The 25,355-nt window shown below is 43.1% G+C and carries 15 protein-coding genes; 11 read left to right on the forward strand and 4 right to left on the reverse strand.

The window, feature by feature from the left end:
• Positions 1 to 277: 277 nt before the first annotated feature.
• Together CDG76_RS35210 and CDG76_RS35215 are read right to left on the reverse strand one after the other, a co-directional pair.
• On the reverse strand, positions 278 to 2,488 hold the full coding sequence (locus CDG76_RS35210) for a hypothetical protein (protein WP_094353446.1): 2,211 nt from the start codon (positions 2,486 to 2,488) through the stop codon (positions 278 to 280).
• 561 nt (positions 2,489 to 3,049) lie between these two features.
• On the reverse strand, positions 3,050 to 4,234 hold the full coding sequence (locus CDG76_RS35215) for a hypothetical protein (RefSeq protein ID WP_094353447.1): 1,185 nt from the start codon (positions 4,232 to 4,234) through the stop codon (positions 3,050 to 3,052).
• Between the two features lie 524 nt (positions 4,235 to 4,758).
• Between CDG76_RS35215 and CDG76_RS35220 the strand changes: the two genes are divergently transcribed.
• Complete coding sequence (locus CDG76_RS35220) at positions 4,759 to 5,211, forward strand: helix-turn-helix domain-containing protein (RefSeq protein WP_094353448.1); 453 nt, start codon at positions 4,759 to 4,761, stop codon at positions 5,209 to 5,211.
• Between the two features lie 11 nt (positions 5,212 to 5,222).
• On the opposite strand, the gene CDG76_RS35225 is transcribed toward CDG76_RS35220, so the two are convergent.
• The gene (locus CDG76_RS35225; protein WP_094353449.1) at positions 5,223 to 5,420 is read right to left on the reverse strand and encodes a hypothetical protein; all 198 of its coding nucleotides are present in this window, start codon (positions 5,418 to 5,420) and stop codon (positions 5,223 to 5,225) included.
• Positions 5,421 to 5,533: 113 nt separating this feature from the next.
• On the opposite strand from CDG76_RS35225, the gene CDG76_RS35230 reads away from it, so the two are divergent.
• Complete coding sequence (locus CDG76_RS35230; protein WP_094353450.1) at positions 5,534 to 6,673, forward strand: tyrosine-type recombinase/integrase; 1,140 nt, start codon at positions 5,534 to 5,536, stop codon at positions 6,671 to 6,673.
• A gap of 108 nt (positions 6,674 to 6,781) precedes the next feature.
• Here CDG76_RS35230 and CDG76_RS38005 read toward each other — a convergent pair whose 3' ends face one another.
• The gene (locus CDG76_RS38005) at positions 6,782 to 6,928 is read right to left on the reverse strand and encodes a hypothetical protein (protein ID WP_190241088.1); all 147 of its coding nucleotides are present in this window, start codon (positions 6,926 to 6,928) and stop codon (positions 6,782 to 6,784) included.
• A 12-nt stretch (positions 6,929 to 6,940) separates the two neighbouring features.
• Here CDG76_RS38005 and CDG76_RS35235 point away from each other — a divergent pair, with 12 nt between their 5' ends.
• The 9 genes from CDG76_RS35235 to CDG76_RS35275 all read left to right on the forward strand — a co-directional run bounded on the left by CDG76_RS35235 (position 6,941) and on the right by CDG76_RS35275 (position 25,241).
• Positions 6,941 to 7,669: a hypothetical protein gene (locus CDG76_RS35235; protein ID WP_223265536.1), complete on the forward strand. Its 729-nt coding sequence runs from the start codon at positions 6,941 to 6,943 to the stop codon at positions 7,667 to 7,669.
• A gap of 646 nt (positions 7,670 to 8,315) precedes the next feature.
• On the forward strand, positions 8,316 to 11,534 hold the full coding sequence (gene drmD / locus CDG76_RS35240; RefSeq protein ID WP_223265537.1) for a DISARM system SNF2-like helicase DrmD: 3,219 nt from the start codon (positions 8,316 to 8,318) through the stop codon (positions 11,532 to 11,534).
• Positions 11,535 to 11,548: 14 nt separating this feature from the next.
• A complete protein-coding gene (locus CDG76_RS39315; protein WP_094353451.1) occupies positions 11,549 to 15,520 on the forward strand; it encodes an Eco57I restriction-modification methylase domain-containing protein in 3,972 nt (1,323 codons plus the stop codon).
• A gap of 44 nt (positions 15,521 to 15,564) precedes the next feature.
• Positions 15,565 to 18,987, forward strand: coding sequence for a DISARM system helicase DrmA (drmA, locus tag CDG76_RS35250; RefSeq protein ID WP_094353452.1), 3,423 nt, complete (start codon positions 15,565 to 15,567; stop codon positions 18,985 to 18,987).
• Entirely contained in the window at positions 18,987 to 19,193 is a 207-nt protein-coding gene (locus CDG76_RS35255; protein ID WP_094353453.1) for a hypothetical protein, read from the forward strand. The genes drmA and CDG76_RS35255 overlap by 1 nt, the downstream gene beginning before the upstream one ends.
• Positions 19,177 to 21,063 (forward strand): DUF1998 domain-containing protein, encoded by a 1,887-nt coding sequence (gene drmB, locus CDG76_RS35260; protein WP_094353454.1) that lies wholly within the window; start codon positions 19,177 to 19,179, stop codon positions 21,061 to 21,063. The genes CDG76_RS35255 and drmB overlap by 17 nt, the downstream gene beginning before the upstream one ends.
• Complete coding sequence (gene drmC, locus CDG76_RS35265; RefSeq protein WP_094353455.1) at positions 21,063 to 21,860, forward strand: DISARM system phospholipase D-like protein DrmC; 798 nt, start codon at positions 21,063 to 21,065, stop codon at positions 21,858 to 21,860. Before drmB ends, drmC begins: the two co-directional genes overlap by 1 nt.
• Before the next feature lie 151 nt (positions 21,861 to 22,011).
• Entirely contained in the window at positions 22,012 to 24,222 is a 2,211-nt protein-coding gene (locus tag CDG76_RS35270) for an ATP-dependent helicase (protein ID WP_094353456.1), read from the forward strand.
• Between the two features lie 11 nt (positions 24,223 to 24,233).
• Entirely contained in the window at positions 24,234 to 25,241 is a 1,008-nt protein-coding gene (locus CDG76_RS35275) for a PD-(D/E)XK nuclease family protein (protein WP_094353457.1), read from the forward strand.
• The last annotated feature ends 114 nt before the right edge of the window (positions 25,242 to 25,355 follow it).

Raw genomic sequence — 25,355 nt, forward strand, 5'->3', positions numbered from 1 at the left:
TACTGGACAATAAATGCTAGCAAGCAAAAATAAATGAACCTATCTCGGCTCAATCTCACTTACGGGTGTTATTGAAAAATGGGTAGCTAAGATGCTTATGGGGGAAGGCTTTTAGTCTTAGCGTACAATTTTCCCGTTTTGGCGCGGTGATGCCAATTTCTTCTAGGAAAATCATCATTTCATTTGCATCAATAATCATTCAATAGACAGCTGATGTGTTGCGTGACTCTACGCCCCAAATTAATAGCAGCCTCTGATGTCATCACGTTTCACCTTCTTAAAACGCTAACTCCAACGAAAATGGTAGGCATCCAGGATTGACAGCCGCCCACTCATTGGCTTCTGCAATTAGAGTTTTGTTACCTGAATCGAGATAAAATTGCATTTTGGCACTCTGCTCCAGTCTTTCCCGTTCCTTGCCCCCAATTAAGCATCGTGCAATCAGGCAGTACTCTCTAGCTACACGTTTGGCGTAAGATGCTGCTTGGAGTCGCAACTTAGTCAGATTCTTCAGTTCTGACAAAGCGAGAGTTGTTGCTGAATCGCCTGAAGATGTACTTTGCTCGCTAACTTCGGCTTTTTGTAACGCTTCAGGCAGCACAATTGCAGGTGTAGATGCAGTAGGTGGAATACTGACAGAATTGATTAATAAGTTTTTGTTATTGTAATTTTCAGCCGTGCTGCGGTTAGAAAGGTATTTAAAATCCTTATCTGAATTACTTTGATTAACGTTTTTATCCAGTTGTATGATATTTGAAGAAACTGATGAATTATCAGAATTATTGACACCTGAAGTTAAAGACAGATCCTCTGGTTGCAATAAATTCAATTCTTCGGAATTAATCTTAATTTCCTCAGATTCATCTTGTACCAGTAGTACAAATAATTCTCGTTCAGACATAGCAACTTCTTCAAAACTTGCGACTGCCAACTGCCCTGTAGGGGCATCGGCAGCAGGAGATAAGCATTTACAAAAAACCTTCATATAGTAAAAATGACCGTCATTTTGCTTTTGGTAAGGGTTTTCAGCACTCTGTTTTGCAAATGAGTTTTCAAAACTATCAAATTGCCCGTCATTGCTTGATTGATAAGGGTTTAAGCTATTTTCTGCCCACGGGTCTAAGATGTAGCGCGTAGGATGCCACAAATGCAAGTGCTTTTGTAGTGTCTCTTGTGAGATAGTTTTGTGAAAGCGGCGTTTGTACTCAGTACGTATCGCTTTCGCTCGTTCAGTAGCCCCTGCTGGTAAGCCTCTATCCCACTCTATTGCTCTTACTACTATCTGGATGCGTCGTTGGGCTTGTTGACTGCTTTCCCAGTTCATCTGCTGGCGACGGTCAAATGGGATTACATTGTCTTTGCGTTTATGGATGCTTCCAATCCCTGCTATGGCTTCTGCAAATGTGTTGGCGAATGTACCTAACAACCTTTCGGGATAGCTAATGTAGGCGCTGTACCATTTGTTGCGAATTGTGGATTCTACCCAATGCCGCACTCTAGCTTCGATTTCGTGTTGGTGTCGGCAATATTGGCTGTAGCCGGGGGCATTAATTGCGGTAGTAAGGCAAAATTCGACTAATTTATCACTCTCTAAGTCTAAAAAGACGATTCCGTAGCCTACAAAGATTTGTAGGAGGGTGTTTGTTTGTCCTTTTCCTGTCCAGCCTGTGGTGATGATTTCTTCCCAGTTGGCACGCCACTGTGCAACGTCAGCAGATTCTTGCTTGCGATATCTCTCCCGTGAAATTTGTTTTTTGGCTTTGTTCGCTACCCGTTTTAGTTTGGTTAAATCTTGCCGATTGGCCGCGCGATCGCAATAATCGAGGAAGATAGAAACTGAGTCACTAATTGGTTGTAGGTCATCATTCAGTAAAAATGAACCGCTACCTGGTTGCATGGGGCAACGGATGGCTTTGTAGTTGGTTATTTGTTTGGCACTATATGGTTTGGTATTGGGGAAGATTTCTAGGTGTCCTTGGCGCAGGATAAAGCTTGCGTTTCTTAAGGTAATCTCTAGGGCGCAGGCTAGGGGAAAGGTGGGTAGGGGGGATGCGAAGCTTAGGATTAGGTGATAACCGCCACTAAAGCTTGACTGGAGGATGATGATATCGACTATGCCGATGTCCTCTAGCACCGCTTTGATGCGATTTATGGATTCAATGTTATGGTAGTCGCCTTGTAAGTCTAAATCGATTGTGGCGTAACGTGTTGTGTCGTTAAAGCGCAGACCTACTAGTTTCGACTTGTCTTGGTGCAGGTTCCACAGTTGGGAGGGTTGCAGGTAATAATCGATAGTGCGCCATGCTGGTTTTGCACCTTCTACTAAAGAAGGTGCAACTATCGCCCCAAATGGATGCCAAAAGCGTTCTACGTAGCGTTTGCCCACGGATTCGGCGGGCAGGTGGGGTTTGATTTTCTTTTTTGAAGGCTGTGAAAGGCTTAATTGGGGCTTGTTCTCGACATCTGAAGAGAAACTTTCTTGGTACATGAGTGACTGTCCTGATGATTTTTGTGCATCAGGTAGTCTCGCTGTTGGTCAAAATGTGTTAGCCTAAATTTGAAATTTTATTTTGACTTAAGCGGTTGGTTATCCGCTTGTTGGAGGCGACTGGTAATCGTCTCGTGGTTGAAAGCAAACAGAGGTTTATACTTGTTTAGGCTTAGACATACGTAGGCTTAGGCTAAGATTTAGTCCAACACGCTTCACCAACAACAATGCGACTACCCAACTTTTTTTTGGTTATTATTTAAATGAGACAGTTTGAGCGAAGTTATCACTAAATCGACAAAAGAGTTTTGAGATAACAATGCAAAGCTAGTAACACCCACAAGCGTCACCCCACATTGGCTCTTATTAGTAGAACTGGTGAAGATGAAATTACTCATACTCCACCACCGAGTTAAAAAACAAAAAACAGTCAAATATCTTGATACGAGTTCAGCACTTAAAACAGTGAACTCGTATTGCAATTAGTATTGAGATGCTAATCTAGTAAGTAATGTTAAATTGTGGGATAAATTCTCTGCTAGATTAACTGCTTACAGCTACCTATGCAGCACAAATCTTATCCTTTTTTCTATTTGTAGATACTTCCATTGCTTTCATTTGGGTCTTATAATCTTCCCAAGTTTTTTCAAATACGTCAGACTCATACATCCGCAATAAAACCTCTTCTTTATCAGTTAAATTTGGGAGTTTTAACAACTCCGCTAAAGACACCTGAACTGGGAAAACATCACTAAACTTTTGCATTAAGTGAAATATTCTCTTCCTTTGTGACGCAGATGGTTCATCCTGCAATTCTGCATCAATTTGTCGCGGACGTAGATTCACAATTTCTAGGCTCATATTCCCTAAATTCCTCAATCCAAACACAACAAACTCATTAGTTATATCAATAACCCGTCCCACAATTTCCAATTCGGGCCGCAGTCTCTTCTTGAATTGATATACTTGGTCAAGCTGGAAACGTCGAAACGGATTGCGATCGCCATTCAGCATCCAAGCAATACCATCGCCTATACTACCTATCTCCGTAGCCTCCAGAAGGTCTATTACCTGGTAACAGATATCTTGATTGCAAACAAACTTGTATGCTGCATCAATACTCCGGTTAAATTCCATCTCCAGTGCAACAACTGCCTTAAATTTTTCCAGTTCTCGTAATTGAGAAATTAATTCAAAAACTTTCTTACCCTTGTGATAACTACCAACACTTATATTTAGATTCTCCGAGACCTCCTGAATCACTCGCTTGCCCTTCCCTAATTGAAACTTACTCTCAGTTACCGAATGATTCAAATTTGAATCATTCGATTGATTCAAACGACGAGCGCTTTGGCGCTGTCTTTCTTTCGCTTGGGGACGAAGTACGCTCTCCCAGTACTGCCCCTCGTGAAATTTCTGGTAATGAGTCTTCCCACCTTCCCGGTGGAGATTAAAGTCAAGCACTAGTTTCAAATCTTCTTCAGGCGAACCAGACTCAACAAATTCCACTTTCACAGAGGAAATTAAGAGCTTGCGAGCTATCTGCAAGCGACACTTACCTGCCAAGACGATATTTACACCAGTACGTGCAGATACTTTTAAAGATTCAAGAATCCCTTTTTCAGAGATACTTTTTTCTAAAGCAGGACGTTCCTCATTCTCACCATATATTTCTATCAGCTTCGGATGAATAACCAACTCCGCAGGAGAAATATATACAATTGCCGGATTCTGCACCTCAAACATTATTGATACTCCGGATCACAAATTGTCATTCAAAAGATAGGTTCCATCTTGAAAAACCTAAGCAGAAAGCAGAAAAATCTTAACCAGCAAGACTTATAGCACTTTCATCCCTTGGAAAAAGTGACAAGTTGAAAAAATAATTAAATCTTGTAAATAGCAAAGGATTAACTACCAGAAAAACTCAAGGGAGAGAATTTTCTCGCGCAGTAAACTATTATTCCCAACCCATTGAAAACCAATACGACTGAAGAGATATTTAGCGCACTAGCATTTAAAAAAAAGCATCTATCTAAAGATAGATTTGTCAAACTGGGTAAATTCATGATATGATGGCTCTAGATAACTAAATTGACAAAACAAAGTTCCGTCCTGTTTTAGTAACAGGTGGGGTTGTTTTTTCCTCAAAGCCCTGTTTGCAGCAGGGCTTTGAGTGAATCTTTAGGAAAAATGAACTCTACAAAAAAAGTATATCAGGCTTCATTCGATTTGGCAAAATTGTAGGTTTAAGCGGGGTAAATACTAAAATGCCTCATATTCAAGTATTGAATCCTATTGAAAAGCAAGTATTAGAGAATATAGCAGCCACCGGCAGCGATGAAATGATCAAGAGAGCAAACATCCTGCTAGAACTTAATCGTGGGGAAAATCATAAAAATATAGTAAAAAAACTTGGTATAGCGAAGCAAACAGTAACAAACTGGAAGAAAAAGTGGACATCTTGTACCATAACATCGGAAACCTTGGAAGATGCGATCGCAAAGATAAATAATGTATTAGGTGTGAACGCAGGCAGACCTAAGAAGTGCAAGAGCGCAGAGGCGAGCAAAATTGTCGAAATCAGCGAATGGAGCAAGAACCGAAAACCCAGTCGTTCAAAGCACCATTACCATATGCAAGTTGCTGAAGAAGCTACTCGCAGGGGGTTGCCAGCACTATCGCCAAGAAGTATAGGTCGGATCTTGGAAGCTCAACCCTAATAGCATCAAGCTCAAATCAAGCTAACGGGCAATCCTATCTTTTCATTACGCCAAAATAACAACCAAGTCGCCGAAACTATCAAGTTAAAAGGAATGCCTGAATTGTCGCCAACAACAATTGGTTGCCTCCTATAAGCAAAAGGATCAGTAAGAAAAATTGATAATTCCCTTAAACCATTCCAACCACTGGGATGGTTTAATTTTCGCATCTATCATAATTCAGTAAAAATACATAACGTAGTACAGTCAAGTGTTGGGTAACAAGCGAATAGTACTAATACCATAGCAGTATATTTAGCAACATTGCGATTGTGAACGTCTAATGGAAGATTTATCGCGCCAAAGTGAGTCAGGCACGGCAAATCGAGAGAGAATAGATTTGATATCGAAAATTACCATTTTCGCGCCCAATGCTATGTCTGATACTCCATATTCTCCCAGACGGGCATCCCCAAAAGCAAACGATGATACCGGATTTGACTCGGCGGTAGAGTCATTAAAAAAATCTCTCAAAGCCCCAATTGAGCGGTATTTTGCCGCAACAGAGGATGAACAGGATGTCATTGCTTTGATGCTCGCCAATATTCGCGCACCCAGCACCCGGCGCGAATACCAGAAAGATTTGCGGAAATTTTTTGTGGCGATGACTGGTATTGAGCCAAATGTTGACAGCGTGTTGGAATTTCTGCACCTGACCGAGAAACGGGCGGTGGCGGTGGTGTTGAAATATAAGGCCAAGCTACTGGCTATAGGGTTGAAGGAAGCAACGGTTAACCGTCGTCTCAGCAGCATTAAATCGTTAGTGAAGTTTGCCCGCAAGTTAGGTGTGTGCAGCTACACGCTAGAAGATGTAGAGTTGGAAAAGGTAAAAGCGTATCGAGATACCTCTGGGGTGGATGCCCAAACCATCGCCAGTGTAGTCGAGCTAATTGAGCGCTCAACTGTTCACGGCCAAAGAGATTATGCGCTGTTGCGGCTGTTGTGGGAAAATTTACTGCGACGTAATGAGGTGAGTCAATTAAATATTAAAGACTTCGACCCACACGAAAGCAGATTGCGGATTTTGGGAAAAGGGCAAGGTACGAATGATGAATGGGTAAAACTATCAGTAGCAACAGTTAATGCTATCTGTGATTGGTTGCAAGTCCGGGGCAATATCACCGCCTCCTCACCCTTATTTATCGCCCTTGATAACCGCAGCAAAGGGCATCGCCTCACTGGGGACGGCATCCGTAAAATTGTTGTCAATTATTTTGATGCAGCTGGTGTAAAAAAGTTAATGTCACCCCACCGCATCCGCCACAGTGGGATTACAACTCTTTTGGAAGCAACCCAAGGGGATGTGCGAAAGACGCAAAAAGTCAGCCGTCATGTCAAGCTGGATGTATTAATCCAGTATGACGATAACCGCAAACAAGGTCAGTCAGAGATGACAAATTTGTTGGCAGATATGATTGACTAAATGGATGCGTTAGCCAGGAAGTCACCCCCTGATTTGGCTACAAAAGCGATAACAGGCTTTGCTCAAATTGTGCGTGCGCCAACGACTCCTGAACAACTCCAACAGTGGCTAACTAACTGTTGCAGACAGTAGTAATCTGACTGCTTTTTGGTAGAGGCGATGACCTCCGGTCGGTCGGAGACCATCGTCTCCGGCGGGCGCACTCATGCGCTCGAAAATGATAGTGTCAAGGTAGTTATCTTTTCGGGATGACACGCTCACTCAGTCGTGTCCAGTCCAGATTTACCTAGACATTACCTAGACATGAGCCAAACAGGGAAAAACAAGAAACTGGCATCTTTTAACTGCGACCAAAAGATGTGGGAGCAGTTTATTGCCCGTTGTAAGTCGAAAGGGACGACGGCAACAGCCACGCTGACCCAATTTATCGAACTCTACCTAGATGATATAGATAACCTTGATGCAATTGGTGGCGATAATTTAGATAAACGCTTGGACTCTAAGATTAAGGCAAGTGTTGAGGAGTACTTAGTTGCTGGTAAAAATAGTAACGCCGGTCTGACGAATGAAACGATATTAGCTATTTGCTCACGACTTGATAAGCTCGAGTCACAGTTTTCAAGTGAATCTAATAGCAACGAAACCACAGCAATCCATAATCTCGCCGATTTATCAGAAAAAATTGAGGGGATAACAGCCCGAATGACACAGTTTACCGAGGCGATTATTAAAATTCAAAATCATCTCAACAACCAACCGAGGCGGGGCAATAAATCGTACAACAACAATTCATCCTTCAAAGTGCATACTCCCCGAATGCAACCATTAACGGAAGAAGGTTTAGCTTCAAGACTTGGTGTAAGCGTAGAAACTATACACGAGCAGCGAAATAAGCTACACCCACCGCTTTTTGTGGCATGGTGCAAGGGCAAGGATAAATCGGGTATGGGATGGGAATTTAACGAAAATACGGGGTTATATCATCCTGCAAGTTAGTATTTTTATTAATTTCAAGAATTTCTGAATTTACACTGATTCGCTCGTCTTTTTGCGATCGCCAAACAATTATTTTGTTGTCCTCAATAGAAGACATCGCTGTGGCCACTGAAAAAAACTTCTATAAAATATCCTAGAAACGAATGGCAGCCATTCACAGTACCCTCAAGGGTACTTTCTCTATCAAGAACTACTTGAGGGCTTCCATCTCTGTGAGCAATTCTTGATGTTGGTTGACAGTGGTTAAATAATGCTAGTTTATCAGGTTACTTTAAGTATACGCAATTCAGCCTAAATATTTTAAGTGATATTACTGAGTAATAGATTACTATTTAATTTTAATCCAATAATTGTCTATGTGATATTAGGTAGATTATACTTTTTAGACTCTCTTCATTTAGGAATTACAAAGTTTTCTGCTGAAAATAGCCACTTGCTATAGACGTATATAAAATAACATCATTAAGATGTAGCAGGTGCTAAAGAACAAATAGATTAAAAGCTATTTTATACCTGCAACGCAACTTTCAAAAAGATGGTTGTAGATTAGCACTCCAAGCTAACCAGGCATTAGGGTTTAGGGGAGTGAGTTTTTCATGATTAGAGGAGGGATAATACCAGTCCAGTTACAAGGGGGAAGACACGAGTGACTGACATTGTAACTGGACAGATTGTGCGCGTGCGATCGCGGCAGTATCTTGTAGAAGAAGTTGTGTCGAAACCGTCTCCAGAGCAAGACACTAAAGTTAGTCTTTCTTGTTTAGAAGATGATGCGTTAGGAGAATCTCTAGAAGTCCTATGGGAACGGGAAATAGATGCGAAAATCGTAGGGGCGACATCATGGGAATCGATAGCGAATCGAGGTTTTGATAATCCGCGCCTGTTTTCTGCTTATTTGCACACATTACGGTGGAATTGCGTAACCTCCACAGATGCCAAGCTTTTTCAAGCGCCTTACCGGGCAGGTATAGAAGTCAAAGCGTATCAGCTAGAACCACTGCGTAAAGCTTTGCTGATGCCGAGAGTCGGTTTATTTATTGCGGATGATGTCGGTTTGGGCAAGACAATTGAAGCAGGGCTGATACTGCGTGAGATGCTGATGCGGCAAAAGGTTAGACGAGTCGTTATCTCGTGTCCGCCATCAGTGGTAAGGCAGTGGCAAGAAGAAATGGAGAGCCGCTTTGGACTCACATTTATGATTCTTGACCGTGAGTTTATAGCTGCGCGTCGTCAAGAACGGGGTTATGGAATTAACCCTTGGATGACACACACTAGGTTCATTATTTCCCATGCCTTGCTACGAGATGAAACCTATGCCGCACCATTACGGGACTGGCTTGGTGATTTTGCAGCTGCTTCCATGCTCATCCTTGATGAAGCTCATAATGCTGCACCTGCGAGTGGTGCAAAGTATGCCGTTGATTCCCAACTTACCAAAACTGTTCGAGATTTAGCACCGCGTTTTGAACACAAGCTGTTTTTGTCTGCCACTCCCCACAATGGGCACTCCAACAGCTTTGCTGCCTTACTAGAAATTCTCGACCCCCAGCGTTTCTGCCGAGGAGTACCTGTTCGTAATCGCAAGTTGCTGGACACTGTAATGGTGCGGCGCTTAAAACAAGATTTACGAGAGATCGGAGAAGAGTTTCCCCAACGTTACGTTCTTCCTATAGTTATTGATAATCTGCCAGAAGACGCGCCCGAACTCAAATTATCCCGATTGCTGCAACAATATCGCAATCTGCGTGAGGAAAAACTCAAAGATGCAGCGAAGTCTACCCAGACTACGGCGATGTTAGTAATCACTTCCCTACAAAAGCGTCTTTTGTCTTCCATAGAGGCATTTGCTCGGACTTTAAAGGTGCATCGGACGGGGGTGGAAAAGCAAGCGGCTCACCGCCCCTTCACACATCAAGCCAGTCTCCCCTTGCTGTTTGAATCCCCTGGTGCAGATGACGAACGGGCTGAATTCTCTGAAGAGGAAGTACAAGCAGAAGAAGATGCTCAGATGGCAGCAGCTAGTATGCAAGCTGCCGGACAAACAGCGCGTGAATTAGCAATTCTAGATGAAATGGCAGATGTAGCTAATTCCTCTCGCTACCAACCAGATCCGAGGATTCAACAACTGGTGGAGTGGATTCGCCAAAATCTTTGTCCCGATCTGGGTCAGCCGAATGCTGCTTGGTTAGAACGGCGAGTAATTATCTTTACAGAATATACAGATACTAAACGTTATTTACAACAGCAATTACAAAGTGCGATCGCTAATTCTAACCGTGAACATGAACGCATAGATGTATTTCACGGGGGCATTGGAGAAGAACGCCGCGAAGCTATTAAAAGTGCATTTAACGCTGACCCGGCACGTCATCCCCTGCGAATCCTGATTGCCACAGATGCAGCACGAGAAGGGGTAAATCTGCAAAACAACTGTGCTGACTTGTTTCACTTTGATGTGCCGTGGAACCCATCGAGGATGGAACAGCGCAATGGACGGATTGACCGCAAATTACAGCGATCGCCTGTTGTCCATTGCTATTACTTTGTCTTACCACAACGCACAGAAGACAAAGTATTAGATGTACTGGTGCGGAAAACAGTGACGATTCAACAAGAACTTGGCAGCCTTGCACCAGTAGTTGAAAGAAATGTGTCGCGCTTACTCGCTAATGGTATTCGCCACCAAGAAGTAAATAATCTTGCCGATTCGATTAATCAGGCAGAACTACTTAACCAGGAAACAGTAAATACAGAAGTAATTAATGAAGAACTGGAGCAAGCCAGACTCCGCCAACAGGATTTGACTAAACAAGTAGAGAATTTACAAGAAATGTTGCAAGCATCGCGGAAATGGTTGGGACTAGATGACAATCACTTCCGTAATGCCATCTCTGCTTCTTTAGAAATTCTGGGAGTCCCAACACTTGCCCCTGTAGATGTGAATGAGGTTGCTAACAATCCTGTAACTGCGCGTTGGACAATTCCAGCTCTCGATCAGCGTACTGGTGCAGATCCAACATGGTCAACTACACTTGATACCCTGAGAACACCTCGGAAAATCGGACAAAAACCTTGGGAATGGCGAAAAGAAGCACCGATTCGTCCTGTAGTCTTTCGAGATCCTGGGTCTTTAGATGGGGATGTAGTTCATCTGCATTTAGAACACAGAATTGTCCAGCGTCTACTGAGCAGGTTTTTAGCTCAGGGTTTCTTGCATGATGAATTAACTCGTGCTTGTGTTTGTCTGACTAATGACCCAATGCCAAAAGTGATTGCACTGGGACGCCTGGCTCTGTATGGTGAACGGGCTTCTCGTTTGCACGATCAGGTAATTGCAGTCGCAGCAGAGTGGTCAGACCCAACCAGTCGGGGACGCAAGAAACTTCAGCGTTTAAGAGAAGGCGAGAAAGACAACGTACTGGAATTACTGGAAAATTCCCTAGCTTCCCCTCACTTGCTGGAAGTTGCCGAAGCGGTAAAAGAGCGATTGAAAAAAAGTGCTGCCCAAGATGTAGCAGAATTAATTCCTCATCTGGAACGCCACGCCACAGCTTTAGCTGAGAGGGCTGAGAAAAACCTGGCCAATCGGGGTACTAAAGAAGCTGCTGAGATGAAGAAGATTCTCGAAGAACAACAGACGCGAATTCTCAAGTGCCAAGAAGAATCTAAGGCAGTGCAGTTGTCTCTTCCATTCATAGAAGAACAGCGCCAATTGGATGCAGACCGTCGCCATTGGGAAAAACGCCTTCAAGCGATCGCAACCGAACTAATTTCAGAACCAGCCCGAATTGAAGCCGCCTACAAAGTAAAAGCAGTGCGGATTGAGCCAGTCGGCGTAATTTATCTATGGCCGATTTCCGGCTAGAGGGAGTGTAAACAATGGCAAACGATCCAGAAATTCGCTTACATAAAGAATGGTTAGGCTTTCTCCAGCCTGTGGGGTTGGTGGTATCTCCCCCTGCATTGTCAGCAGCCCAAGCTGTGGTTAACCGCAATGTGGTGGAACTGCAACAAACACTCGCTACAGTTGCCAGACGTGAACCTCTGCCCGGTGATAGCAAGGAAACTTTTGGAATTGACGACTTTCCTGCTTTTGCTATCAATGTTTTAGGTTGGCAACCAGAAGATTTAGTTGTCAGTCCAGAGTCATTAGCGATCGCACTCCTAGATTACAACGAAGTTTTGACACCCACGTATGCTGTACCCGACCCTAATGGCAACTGGATGATGCTGGTACAGGTGCTTTCTGATGGTACTGAACTTGACAATGCAGGCGCGGAGGATAGTAAATCGACTGGTTGGCACGCCAGCCCCCAGTCTAAATTTGAGCGCCTTTTAAAAGAAACAAAAGTTTATACTGGGCTATTGTGCAATGGGACAGAATTGCGTTTGGTTTATGCACCACTTGGAGAGTCATCAGGACACCTGACTTTTCCTGTACAGGCAATGTGTGAGGTATCTGGGCGGCTGATTTTGGGTGCAATGGAGATGTTGCTCTCGGCTGACCGACTGTTTAATGTCCCTAGCGAGCGTCGTTTGTCTGCAATCCTGGAAAAAAGTCGGAAATATCAAAACGATGTCTCTATTAAGCTTGCAGAGCAGGTATTAGAGGCATTATGGGATTTACTGCGCGGCTTCCAAATAGCAGATACAACTACTAAAAGCCGCTTAGTGAATGAGATTGCTACGACTTCGCCTCAGCATATTTACGGTGGACTGATTACCATCTTGCTGCGGTTGGTATTCTTACTTTACGCTGAAGACCGGGGACTGATGTCTCAAGATGCAGTTTATACACGCTATTACTCAGTTAGTGGACTTTACGAGCGCTTGAGAGAAGATGCAGGCAACTACCCGGATACAATGGATCAACGGTATGGTGCTTGGGCATGGTTGCTGAGTCTGTTTCGTCTCGTTTACGACGGCGGCGGTCATGCTGATTTGTATTTACCTGCTCGTCATGGGCAACTATTTGACCCAGATGAATATCCGTTTTTAGAAGGTCGTCTCCAGTCTACAGAATATCAAACAGGAGAAAGTCTTGAACCCCCTCGCGTTTCAGATGGCGTAATTCACAGAGTATTGCAAGGGTTGCTGGTACTGGATGGAGAACGTCTGTCTTATCGTTCTCTGGATGTCGAACAAATTGGTTCCGTCTATGAAGCGATTATGGGCTACGAGGTAGAAAGAGCAAGTAGTTCTGCTATCGGTGTTTGGAGCAAACCCAAAGGTTCCAAATCTTCAGTGACAGTTGTTGTCAGCGTTGAGGAAGTTGTCAAAACTAAGGCAAGCGATCGCGCGAAATATTTAAAGGATGTTGCAGGTTGTGAAATTACTGGTAAATCCCTAACTGAGTTAAAGGATGCTAGGACAGCAGAGGATGTAGTGGCGGCTTTAGGACGCAAGGTATCACCGAAAACGCCGAGTTTAATGCCTGTGGGTTCTCTGTATTTGCAACCTGGGGAAGAACGGCGGCGTAGTGGTTCTCATTATACGCCTCGTGCTTTGACTGAGCCGATTGTGAAAGAAACTCTCAGACCGATTTTATCTGCTTTGGGAGAAAACCCCACACCAGAGCAGATTTTAGACTTGAAAGTTTGTGATTTGGCGATGGGTTCGGGCGCATTCTTGGTCGAAAGTTGTCGTCAGTTGGCTGAAAAATTAGTTGAAGCGTGGAATAAGCAAAACGTATTACCTGAAATTCCAATTGATGAAGAACCGTTACTTTATGCGCGGCGGTTAGTAGCGCAACGGTGTTTGTATGGTGTAGATAAAAACCCTTTTGCAGTGAATTTGGCTAAGTTATCGCTGTGGTTGGCGACTTTGGCGAAGGCTCATCCTTTTACTTTTTTAGACCATGCTTTGAAGTGGGGAGATTCTTTAGTTGGGTTAACTTCTGAGCAAATAAAAACGTTTACTTGGGATGAAGACAAAACTTATAAAGACCCAAACTTAACTTTGTTTAATCTAGCAATGGAGAAAGCAAAGTTTTATCGTAATGGAATTCACAATTTGGATGAAGATAATTATGCAGCCAAACGGGATTTTTACAACAATATAGAAACAGAGTTGTGTGATATTCGGCTAAAAGGGGATTTGGTTATTGCTTCATTTTTCGCTAAGGAAAAGGACAAGGCAAGAAAGGATGAGCGGGATAATTCATGGTTGAAGTTTTACCAATGGCAGAAAAATCAAGAAGATGATTTAGATGTCAGGCGAATTTGTGCTGAGTTACGGTATGGTGAGAAACCTGTTCCGGCGTTTAATTGGGAGATTGAATTTCCAGAGGTATTTGATAGAGAGAATCCGGGTTTTGATGCGATTGTTGGTAATCCGCCATTTGCCGGCAAGAATACAACAATAAATGCTCATGCTTCTGGTTATCAGGATTGGTTGAAAGTTGTTAATCCCGAATCTCATGGGAATGCTGATTTGGTAGCGCATTTTTTCCGACGAGCGTTTAGCCTTTTACGCCAGTCTGGATGTTTTGGATTAATTGCTACAAATACCATTGCTCAAGGTGATACTCGCAGCACTGGTTTAAGATATATTTGTCAAGATGGCGGGATAATTTACAATGCTCAAAAGCGAATGAAGTGGCCGGGTTTAGCGGCGGTTGTCGTAAGTGTTGTTCATGTTTTTAAAGGAGAGTATCAAGGGGTAAGAATATTAGATGGAATACAAGTTAATTTGATTTCTGCATTTTTATTTCATGCAGGGGGTCATAAAAATCCTAATATGTTAATAGAAAATACTGGTAAAAGTTTTCAAGGTAGCGTTGTTTTAGGAATGGGGTTTACTTTTGATGATGATAACCTTGACGCAACACCAATTATAGAAATGCACAATTTAATTACAAAAAAATCTGAAAATGCAAAATTTATTTTTCCTTATATTGGGGGTGAAGAGGTTAATTCTAATCCGACTCATGCACATCAACGTTATGTGATTAACTTCTTTGATATGAGTGAAGAAGATGCTTGGAATTATCCTGATTTAATGCAGATTTTAGACACAAAAGTAAAACCTCAGCGAAATTTATCAAAAAGAGATGTTTATCGTATACGCTGGTGGCAATTTGCTGAGAAACAGTTAGCGCTTTATCGTACCATTGCTCCTCTAGAGCGTGTTTTGGTTTGTGGACAAACAAGTAAATATAAATGTTTTACTTTTTTACCAACTAATATAGTTTTCAGCCATAAAATTATTGTATTTACACATAGTAAAATTGGTTTCTTGTGTGTGATGCAATCCCGCATACATGAAATTTGGGCTTTATTTTTCGGTTCATCAATGAAAGATGATCCTGTTTATACACCTACAGACTGCTTTGAAACTTTCCCCTTCCCCGAAAACTGGGAAACCAACCCTACCCTAGAAACTGCTGGTCAAACTTACTACGAATACCGCGCCGCCTTAATGGTTCGCAACAACCAGGGACTCACCGACACATACAACCGCTTCCACGATCCCGACGAACGCCACTCCGATATTTTACAACTACGCTTACTCCACGCCCAAATGGATCGGGCTGTCCTTGATGCTTACGGCTGGACAGATATTTCCACAGAATGCACCTTCCTGCTTGACTACGAAGACGAAGAAAACGACGACAACACCAGCAAACGCCAGAAGAAAAAGCCTTGGCGCTACCGTTGGCCTGAAGAAATTCACGACGAAGTATTGGCCCGTTTACTCGAACTCAACCAGCAACGCGCCGAAGCTGAAATTTTAGGCGGTAAAGCTGCTGAGAAAGGGAAGGTAAAAGGGAATACTAAAAAGGCAGGAAAAACGCGGAAAGCGACAGAAACGAATCTAACTATTCCTGGTTTCCCATCTGCTTCCGTCTAAACAGGTTCAACGTCAGTTATGCCAATGAATTCCCAGAGAATATTATGACTACATCTGCCGAAGTGCGATCGCATTTAATCCGCGCCATGCAACTAGACTTGGTGGGCCCAACCCCTGATGATGTTGAATATGCCGAGGAAATCCTCACCCAAGCTCCTTCTAAGTGGTATCTTACAGGGTTTTTAGTACCTTTTGGAGCGCCTGTTGAAGTGCGATCGGACGAAACAGCAGATGACACACTCGAACAACTTAGTAGCAGTGATACTAATGAAGATGCCAATGCTCCCGAAACCTCCTCAGCCCGTAAAGCTCACTTTCCTTCTTCCATTGGCTTGAGCTTTCTTCTACCAGAAAATACCACCGAACTGAATATAACTGTGCAGTGGGGTGACTACCAATTTCTTGAAAGCGAAACAGAATTAGATGATAGCGAGAATCCCCAGTCAGCCAAGCAAGAATTATGGCAACGCTCTCCTCATTGCATTAGTATGCCTATTTCTCTGCTGGGAAATCAACGAAAAATTCAGATTGAAGTTCCAGACAGCAACGGCTTAAAGTTATTTGTGTCTAATCGGGCTGTACCTTCATCACCTCAACAAAAACTCCCTGTTGGTACGCGTTCAGTTTCAGTATTCTTAGTTAACTACCGCAGCAACAATCCCAACCAAAAGCACGACATCAGTTTTATTTTTCAAGCCTGCCTTACCATCCGCACTGCTGACGCTTTTGTATCCCGCCCTAACTTGCGGGGGCAAAACAGCCAAGACAGGGACGAAGCGGTGTCAAGCCTGCAATACCGCAACGATTGCGAATATGCTGTTGGACACAATGTTTCTGCTATTACTATCCTTAGCTCGAATTATCTTTGTCAAGAAATTCGTACTAACTGGATGCCCACAGCAGAGGTGGCCAGAGTAGAACCAGCAGAAATTCCGGGGCTAGAACTAGGCATGGAAGCATTAGCTAAGGCAAAAGACGCGGCAACAATCTCTCAGATGGTTTACCCAATGGTGACTGCATATACTGAATGGATTGCCCAACAGCAAGCCGCAGCCCCCACTGAACCGCACCAAGGAAAGATTGCTAGTGAATTATTAACCACAGCTAGCAGAATTAAGCAACGCATTGCCGCCGGATTACAAGCTTTAGACGATCCTCTGGTGTTAGAAGCTTTTCAAATTGCTAACCAAGCCTTAGCAACTGCTAGAAGACAACGCCTAACTCACGATAATCCAGACAAATCCCCTGAAGACTTTTCACCACCGAAGTGGCGACCTTTCCAGCTAGCTTTTCTGCTGTTGAACATCCTGAGCATTGCTCAACCAGAACATCCAGATCGAGAAATAGTAGATTTGCTGTTCTTTCCCACAGGTGGCGGCAAAACCGAAGCCTATTTAGGGTTGGCAGCGTTCACTCTCGTGCTGCGTCGTCTGCGCGATCCTAGTATCCACTCTGCTGGTGTCAGCGTTCTCATGCGCTACACTCTACGCCTTCTGACCCTAGACCAATTGGAAAGAGCCGCAACCCTCGTCTGTGCCTTAGAACTAGAACGTCAGCAAAATCCTAGACTAGGTAAGCATCCCTTTGAGATTGGGTTGTGGGTTGGCCAGGGTGCCACACCCAATAAAATGGGTAAAAAAGGCGACAAAGATAATTCAGCTTGGGCGCGAACTCAAGAATTTGATCGGCATTATCCTCATAAACCAAAGCCGATTCCTCTAGAAAGGTGTCCTTGGTGTGGCACGGGATTGAAAGCGCGATCGTTTCAACTTTTACCACTAGCCGATGCACCTACTGACCTGCGGGTAATCTGCGACAACCGCAAAAAACACGCAGATGGTCAACCTGCTTGTGTATTTAAAGGCAATAACCCCCTACCCATCATTGCCGTAGATGAACAAATCTATCGACGGCTTCCTTGCTTCATAATTTCCACCGTTGATAAATTTGCGAATCTGCCTTGGGTTGGTCAAACTGGAGCGCTATTTGGCAAGGTAACTCATTTTGATGAAAAAGTCGGATTCACCGGGCCAGCTGATGCTAAAACCAAAGGTCGAGCCTTAGACAAAAATTTACCCCCACCAGATTTGATTATTCAAGACGAATTGCACTTGATTTCTGGGCCTCTGGGAACAATGGTGGGATTATACGAAACGGTTATCGATGTTCTGTGTAGTGTGACGCACAATGATAAAACTATCCGACCGAAGATTATTGCCTCCACTGCTACAGTCCGCCGTGCCGAGCGCCAAATTCAAGCTTTGTTTAGTCACAGCCAAGTAGATATTTTTCCGCCTCCTGGACCCGATCGCCACGACTCCTTTTTTGCCGAAACCGTACCAATTACCAAAACACCGGGACGGCTTTATGTCGGAGTTGTAGCCCAAGGACGCAGCCTTAAAGTAGTTCTGTTACGAGCATACTTAGCCCTGTTGGGAGCAGCTAAACAAGCTTGGGAAGATGCTGGCGGAAAAACAAATCCGCATAATCCTGCTGATCCTTATATGACACTGCTAGGTTATTTTAATTCCCTGCGGGAATTGGGTGGTAGTCGCCGCTTAGTGGAAGATGAGGTAAACTCCCGCCTGAGTCATTATGGCGATCGCCGTCGCTACCAAGAACCGTTTAGCTTATTTTGCGATCGCAAAATAGATGATGAACCAGAAGAGTTAACCTCTCGCATCAGCACTAACAAAGTTGCTAATACCAAACGTCGTCTAGCTTTACCTTTTCATGAGAAAGAAAGAGTTGATATTGCCCTAGCAACTAACATGATTTCCGTAGGGCTAGATATCACCCGCTTAGGGCTGATGGTAGTTTTAGGACAGCCGAAAACCACTGCTGAATATATCCAAGCCACCAGCCGCGTCGGTCGAGAAGCTGAAAAACCTGGTTTAGTTGTTACCTTACTCAACATTCACCGACCGCGCGATCGCTCTCACTACGAACGTTTTCAAATCTGGCATGATACTTTCTACCGCACAGTGGAAGCAAGTAGCGTTACTCCTTTCTCACCCCGCGCCATCGATCGGGGTTTATCAGGTGTTACCGTTGCCCTTGCCAGATTAGGTAATGCAGAGATGACAGCGCCTCTAGGTGCTGCTCAAATTACCCAACATCGCCTGCTTTTAGATTTTGTGGTGGATGCGATCGTTAAACGTGCAGAAGGACATAGCCCCTTAAAAGCCGATGAAGCCGAAAGTCTGCGTCAAGAAATCCGGCGACAAGTTATAGACCGTTTAGATACATGGCAACATATTGCCGTGCAAGACCAACGCCTACAATATCAACGCAATGAAATAGAGATGGCAGCCCCTTTACTACTTGATGCCCTTGACCCCAAGGCAGACAAAGAAAGTAGCGATCGGCAAAAATTCAAAGCCCAACGCAGCTTGCGGGATGTCGAGCCAGTAGTGAAACTTTTTGTGCGTGACCCTGTTGGTTTAGAAATAGAGGAAGAAGTTTAATGGACTTACAAATCAAAAAATATCCCAAAACTGACGCAAAAATCCTCTCAATTTCTCCTCTCTCTGTGTTCTCTGCGCGGCAGTCGCTCATGGGGGAAATCCCCATCGTGCAGCGTCTCGTAGAGAAGACCGCGCTGCCTTGTCTCTGTGGTTTGTTGATTTGGATAATTTATTTCTTGGAAATCCCTAATGAAGAAGTCAAATAATAAAATAAAACCACAAGCAGAAATCCGCCAAAGCCAGCTTTTATCAACCTTTGGCCCAGGAGCGATGGTAGATTTACCTAAATACTCGGTAGTAATTGGGGGATTGACCTACTGGAAAGGCGAAATGCAGCCCATTCGTGAAGACCGTTTGAAAGATAAAGTTTGCGAAATGCTGCAAGTTAAGAATATCGAACTATTTAGCCCCCCACGAGAGACTTCAGACCCTAACATGCCCCTCACTGGTGTGGATGCATTTATTTTTCCTGCTTGGTTTGTAGCTCAAGTCGATCAAACCATTCGCTTCAACGGGAAAGATTACCGTACCCGTCCCCTAGCTAATTGGCGAACAGTCAAGGAGGGATCAAAATTTGAAGGACAGCGCGTGTCATACGTACCAGTCCGCTTTGTGCAAGCTTGTATAAATGGACATCTGAGCGATATAGACTGGTACGCCTTTGCCCATAATGATTTTAAAACCACCTGTCGGGGACAACTGTGGCTAGATGAAGGTGGCTCTGGCAATGACTTTGAAGAAATTTTTGTGCGCTGTGATGGCTGTAAAAAACCCCGTCGTCCACTTTCCATAGCTAAAGCCAAAAATTCCAAAGTTTTCGGACAATGCCAAGGGCATCGTCCTTGGCTGGGTGCTAAAGCTCAGGAACCTTGTTGGGTCTGTGTCCCAGATAAATCAGGTAATATTGTCCAAACCAACGAACCAGAACATAACCGTCTTTTGGTACGTTCTGCTAGTAACGCTTATTTTGCTCAAACCCTCAGCGTGATTTCTATACCAGATGCTGATGAGCAATTGAAAAAAGTAGTGGATCGCCATTACTTACAGGACTTGGAATATTTGGAAGACTTAGATGAAGTGCAAAAAAATCTGAAAAGAAATCCTAAGTATGCTGATTTAACTAAATTTGGAGCAGAGTTGGTTTGGGCAGAAATTCAACGCCGTCAAAGTGGAAGAAGCAGCGATTCTAAAACCATCAAACAAGTAGAAATTGAAGCCTTACTTTCTTGTTCAGCAGAAATAGGTACTTCTAATGACGAGTTTTACGCTAGTAAACGCAAGTTAGACAATTTCAATCCAGCACTATTGCCATTTATAGAACAGGTAGTGTTGGTGCATCGTCTGCGAGAAGTGATTGCCCAAGTTGGCTTTACCCGTTTTGAGGCATCCATCCCTAATATTGAAGGAGAAATTGATGATTTAAGCATTAATGTGCGGCGTGCTGATTTGGATTTTGAACGTCAATGGGTGCCTGCGATTGAGAATAAAGGCGAAGGGGTGTTTATTGCCTTCAACAAACAAGCTGTTAAAGATTGGCAGCAACGGAAGGCTGTTAAACAACAGGGGCAAAAATTAGAAAGGGGTTTCAATGTCTGGCGCGATCGCAAAGGCATTCCCCCTGAAAAAGCCATTTTCCCTGGACTTCCTTATATTATGCTCCATTCCCTATCACACCTCTTGATTACAGCAGTGTCTTTGGAGTGTGGTTATGCTGCTAGTTCAATTCGTGAACGCATCTATGCCAGTGATGCAGGTTATGGCATCCTTTTATATACTGGTTCTCCCGGTTCTGAGGGGACTTTAGGGGGACTTGTACAAGTAGGGAATCAACTTGAAGAACATTTGAATGTTGCCCTAGAGTTGGGAAAACTTTGTTCTAACGATCCAGTATGCGCTCAACATCAACCAGATAACGTACAAGAGGAAAGATTTTTACACGGATCTGCTTGTCACGGATGCCTACTGATCGCGGAAACCTCCTGCGAACGCCGCAATGAGTTTCTCGATAGAGCATTGGTTGTGGCTACTGTTGAAGGACTAGGAGCAGAATTCTTTCCAGATCAGGTACTTGTTTAATGGGTTTTCTCAACCTCAGTCGTCCAACCCTCGTTAATTTGGCAGCAGCTTTAGAAACTGGCAGACTTTCCCCGCCCTTTTCTATATCCAATGTAGCTAACTACATCCCTGCGGCTTTAAATCGAGACATAGTTGATGAACTCAACCGCCTCAATGTTATGGGCGTACATTCTCAGCATATTGCTTACACGCTGCGACTGCTGGCAGAGGAACGAAGTACATCCCAAGCTGTGAGCGATCGCGTTGATTTGGTTTGGACTGGCCCAGAAATTTCTGGTTCTCAAAGCCGTGACACTGGTGTTGTTGTGCGCGAGTTGTTTAGCACTGCCAAAATAAGCGTTCTCATTTCTAGCTTTGCTATTGATAAAAAACAAAAAGCACGAGAGTTATTTATGGTGCTGGCAGAACGAATGGATTTAACCCCAGAACTAAATGTGCGAATGTTTCTTAACGTCAACCGACCACACAACAGTGAAGTGCCAACATCTACTTTACTGCGTGAGTTTGCCAGTAGTTTTCGTCAAGATATTTGGCCAGGAAAAAGACTACCTGAAGTGTTTCACGATCCGCGATCGCTGACGCTGGGTGTGGAATCAAAAGCTTGTTTACACGCCAAGTGTGTTGTTGTAGATAAGCAGCGTGTACTTGTTACCTCCGCCAATTTTACAGAAGCGGCTCATGAGCGCAATATTGAAGCTGGTGTATTACTCAATGATCCAATAACTGCTCAAGCTTTACAAATGCAATTTGAAAGCTTGGTTATAAGAAATATCCTATGTCGAATTCCTGGAATCTGACTATTTTAAGCAAGATGTTATGACCTATTAGCTTTTTTAAGACAACCACAAATACTACTGCATCATTACATCAATAAAACAACTTCAACTCGGAATGCTAGCTTAGTGGATGAACTTTATTTAATGTTTAACCTAAAACTCTTTCTTATAAATGATTAACTTAACTACCTTTCATTCGTGTATTGCTCAATCTAATGCTCGTGGTTATGACCTGGATAACAAACAGAAGGAAGCTGTAGAGTATAGCGGAGGTTCTTTATGGCTGATAGCAGGGCCAGGTTCAGGGAAAAGTGAGGTATTGGTTACACGCACCTTAAAACTGCTTTGTGTAGATGGGATTAAACCACGCTCAATTTTGTTAACCACCTTCACTCAAAAGGCAGCGCGTAACCTTGAAGACAGATTGGCTACTTACTTGGTAGCATTACAGAACGCCGATTCTAGTCTTCGAGACGTAGACTTAGCAGAGATAAGGATAGGGACATTGCATAGCCTATGTAATGACATCCTCCAAGAATACCGTTATCCGAAATATCAAAATGTTCGACTTCTCGATCAGGTAGAACAGGATCTATTTGTTTATCGTCATGCTTCAATTGCAGATCATCAAGATTTAAACTTCTGGACACAGTTTGCTCATGCTGTTCGTGATTGGAGAGACAAAAAATATCCTCCTAACAAGTGGAAGCGTGCTAAGGCAGCAGTCACACTTTTTAACCATATTGTAGAAGATTATGTTGATGTCCAAAAGATGATTTTGGCTGGTGAAAACTGGGCAACTCTTGCAGGTTTTTACCAGCAATATACTCAAGCATTGCGGGATAAATATCGTTGTGACTTTGCTCATCTTCAAGCTTGCTTTCTTGAATTCCTAACCTCTTCTGCTAGTAAACGATTTTTAGAAGGAGATGGTCAAAATCAGCTTCCACTGCTGCACATACTCGTTGATGAATACCAAGACACTAATCCAATCCAAGAGCAGATATATCTTGCCCTTGCTAACCAGACACCACACAGTATTACCGTAGTGGGGGATGATGACCAAGCTTTATACCGTTTCCGAGGTGGAAATGTATCTTGCATGGTTAATTTTGACAAAGCTTGCCTAGCAGCATTCGGTGTATCTCCTAAACAAATTCAACTAGATAAAAACTACCGTTCTCACTCTAGTATCGTTAATTTTTTTAACGACTACATCACTTCTTTTCCAGAAATGAAAACTTCTGGGGTACGTGCGCCCGGTAAAAATCCAGTCAATGCAGCATCTTCCATTACTGGCTCATACCCTGCTGTTTCTTGGATAACTCAGAAAAACGCAGGTAATTTACCAGATGCTGTTGCCAGTTTAATCAAAAACCACTTAATAGGTGATGGAATCATATCTGATCTTAGCCAGTGTGTTTTGCTGATGCGTAGTGCTAAAGACTCAAAAAACAACGCCGGATTGTATCTTGCTGCATTCCAGAAATATAATATTCCCGTTTATAATCCTCGCTCAAAGTCATTTATGGAAAGCGAAGAAGTGCAGTGTTTACTTGCTGCTTTGGTACAGGTGATTGATAGAAAACACACTTTTAGTTATAAATACAAAGATCCAACTGGAAAACCTTTATCATGGGTTGCAACCATTGATGAATGGTTTAAAACATTGGATATAGTTAGAAGTAAATCTCAGGTTGCCACACAACAATTAGATGACTACTTAAAACGTAGTAATGAAGAACTGCCCAAGTTGTGTGCATTCAACAATCAAAGTGTTTTTCTAAACCTGAATCTTCTAGAAATTATCTATCGAATTCTCGCCCTAGAACCATTTCAAACATGGCAACAAGACCCTGTAAGAAATTTACGTCTTTCTAAGGTTAGTCGTCTTTTTGATGGATATCACAGTTTTAAATTAGATGGTTTGCGCTCAAACTCAGATGGAACTGATCTTGATCCAGGTTTTCTGCATCGTTTTTACAGCATGTTTATAAGCTACCTGATAGACGCTGGGATTGATGATGACGAAGATGAAGAAGTAATTGTACCCCAAGGGTATCTACCAGTAATGACTATTCACCAAGCTAAAGGTTTAGAGTTTCCTTTTGTCTTAGTTGGACAACTGGGTAAAAGAGGAGAGGTTGGAGCCGCACAAATTCTGGAGCGAGATTTAGAACCATTTAGGCAGGATATTTATCCTAGAAATACACGAACTCCAGAATTACTGGCGGTTGAAGATGATATCCGTTTACTATATGTAGCTTACTCACGCGCACAGCATGGTCTAATTTTAGTTGGCACACAAGATCATATTAAAAATCATGTAGCTGCACCTGGACGTAACTACACTAATTTTCGACAAAATACACTCGTAATTTGAATAAATTATTTATGACAAAACCATTTAAAGGGATTTCTGTACCTCTATCTAATAATACTGTGGTGAAACGCCGATATAGTGTTACTCAAGATGTCGTTTCTTTTCGGCGCTGCGCCCGTCAGTATGGTGCTTTTAATGTTCACAAATATGCACCTGCCCAGCAAACTCAAACTTACTTCGGTACTATAATTCACCAAGTTTTAGATCGCTGTCATGCCCACTATCATGGAATAGTTGATCCGTCAAACAAAGGCTTGCTTCCTGATAATGGACTTACTCTCAGTGAAGAAGAGATTCGTGACTATTTTAATGAAGTTAAAGGCGCACAGAAGACTGGGGAAGCAGTACCATCACCTCCAAGCGATATTATCAGGTATTTTATTCAGGTTGAGAATGGTTTGAATAGCAAAGGAATTCTGGCTATTAGATCGGATACGCGAGTTCAAGCTGTAAAGATTCTCCAATATTTCAATGCTCTCGAAGGCCCGACACTTTATCCACGCGTTAAAGACACAGAACATAGATTGCAGGCAGATCAGACTAATCATGTTCTTCATGGAGTTGTGGATCTGCTTGTAGATATAAGTGATGAAAACTTAGACCCTGCAAACTGCGAGATGTGGGACTACAAAGGTAGTAGTCGCGTTGGTTTAAAGCCTAAAGACTTAGAGACGTATGAATTCCAAATGCGAGTTTATGCCTATCTCTACCAACGCAAGCACGGCGTTTTGCCACGAAAAGCGGTTTTGTATTTCCTTAACGAACTTGACGGATCTACCTGCCCATCTAAACGTCCCGTCAATGCTCTTGTGGAAGTCAGTATTGAGCCTAGCGAAATTCAAGTGGCGATAAATGAGTTTACTAAGACGGTAAATCAGATTGAACAATCACGTTGTACTAACAAATGGGAGGCTCCCGCTCCGGGCGATATTAGTGAACAAGATTGTAAAAGCTGTGATTTACGTTGGTATTGCAAAACTCCTAATGGTGGCAAGGGGGTAAAACCTATATATCCATAGCTGATCTAATAATGATTTAGCAAGAATAGGTGCAACTTGTTTGTTACCAATGGTTCAAAGATAGGGAGTAGAATAGCAGTTTATTTGGTTGATATTTTAGGCAATTCATGATAT

Source organism: Nostoc sp. 'Peltigera membranacea cyanobiont' 210A (assembly GCF_002246015.1).
Classification (GTDB): Bacteria; Cyanobacteriota; Cyanobacteriia; order Cyanobacteriales; family Nostocaceae; genus Nostoc.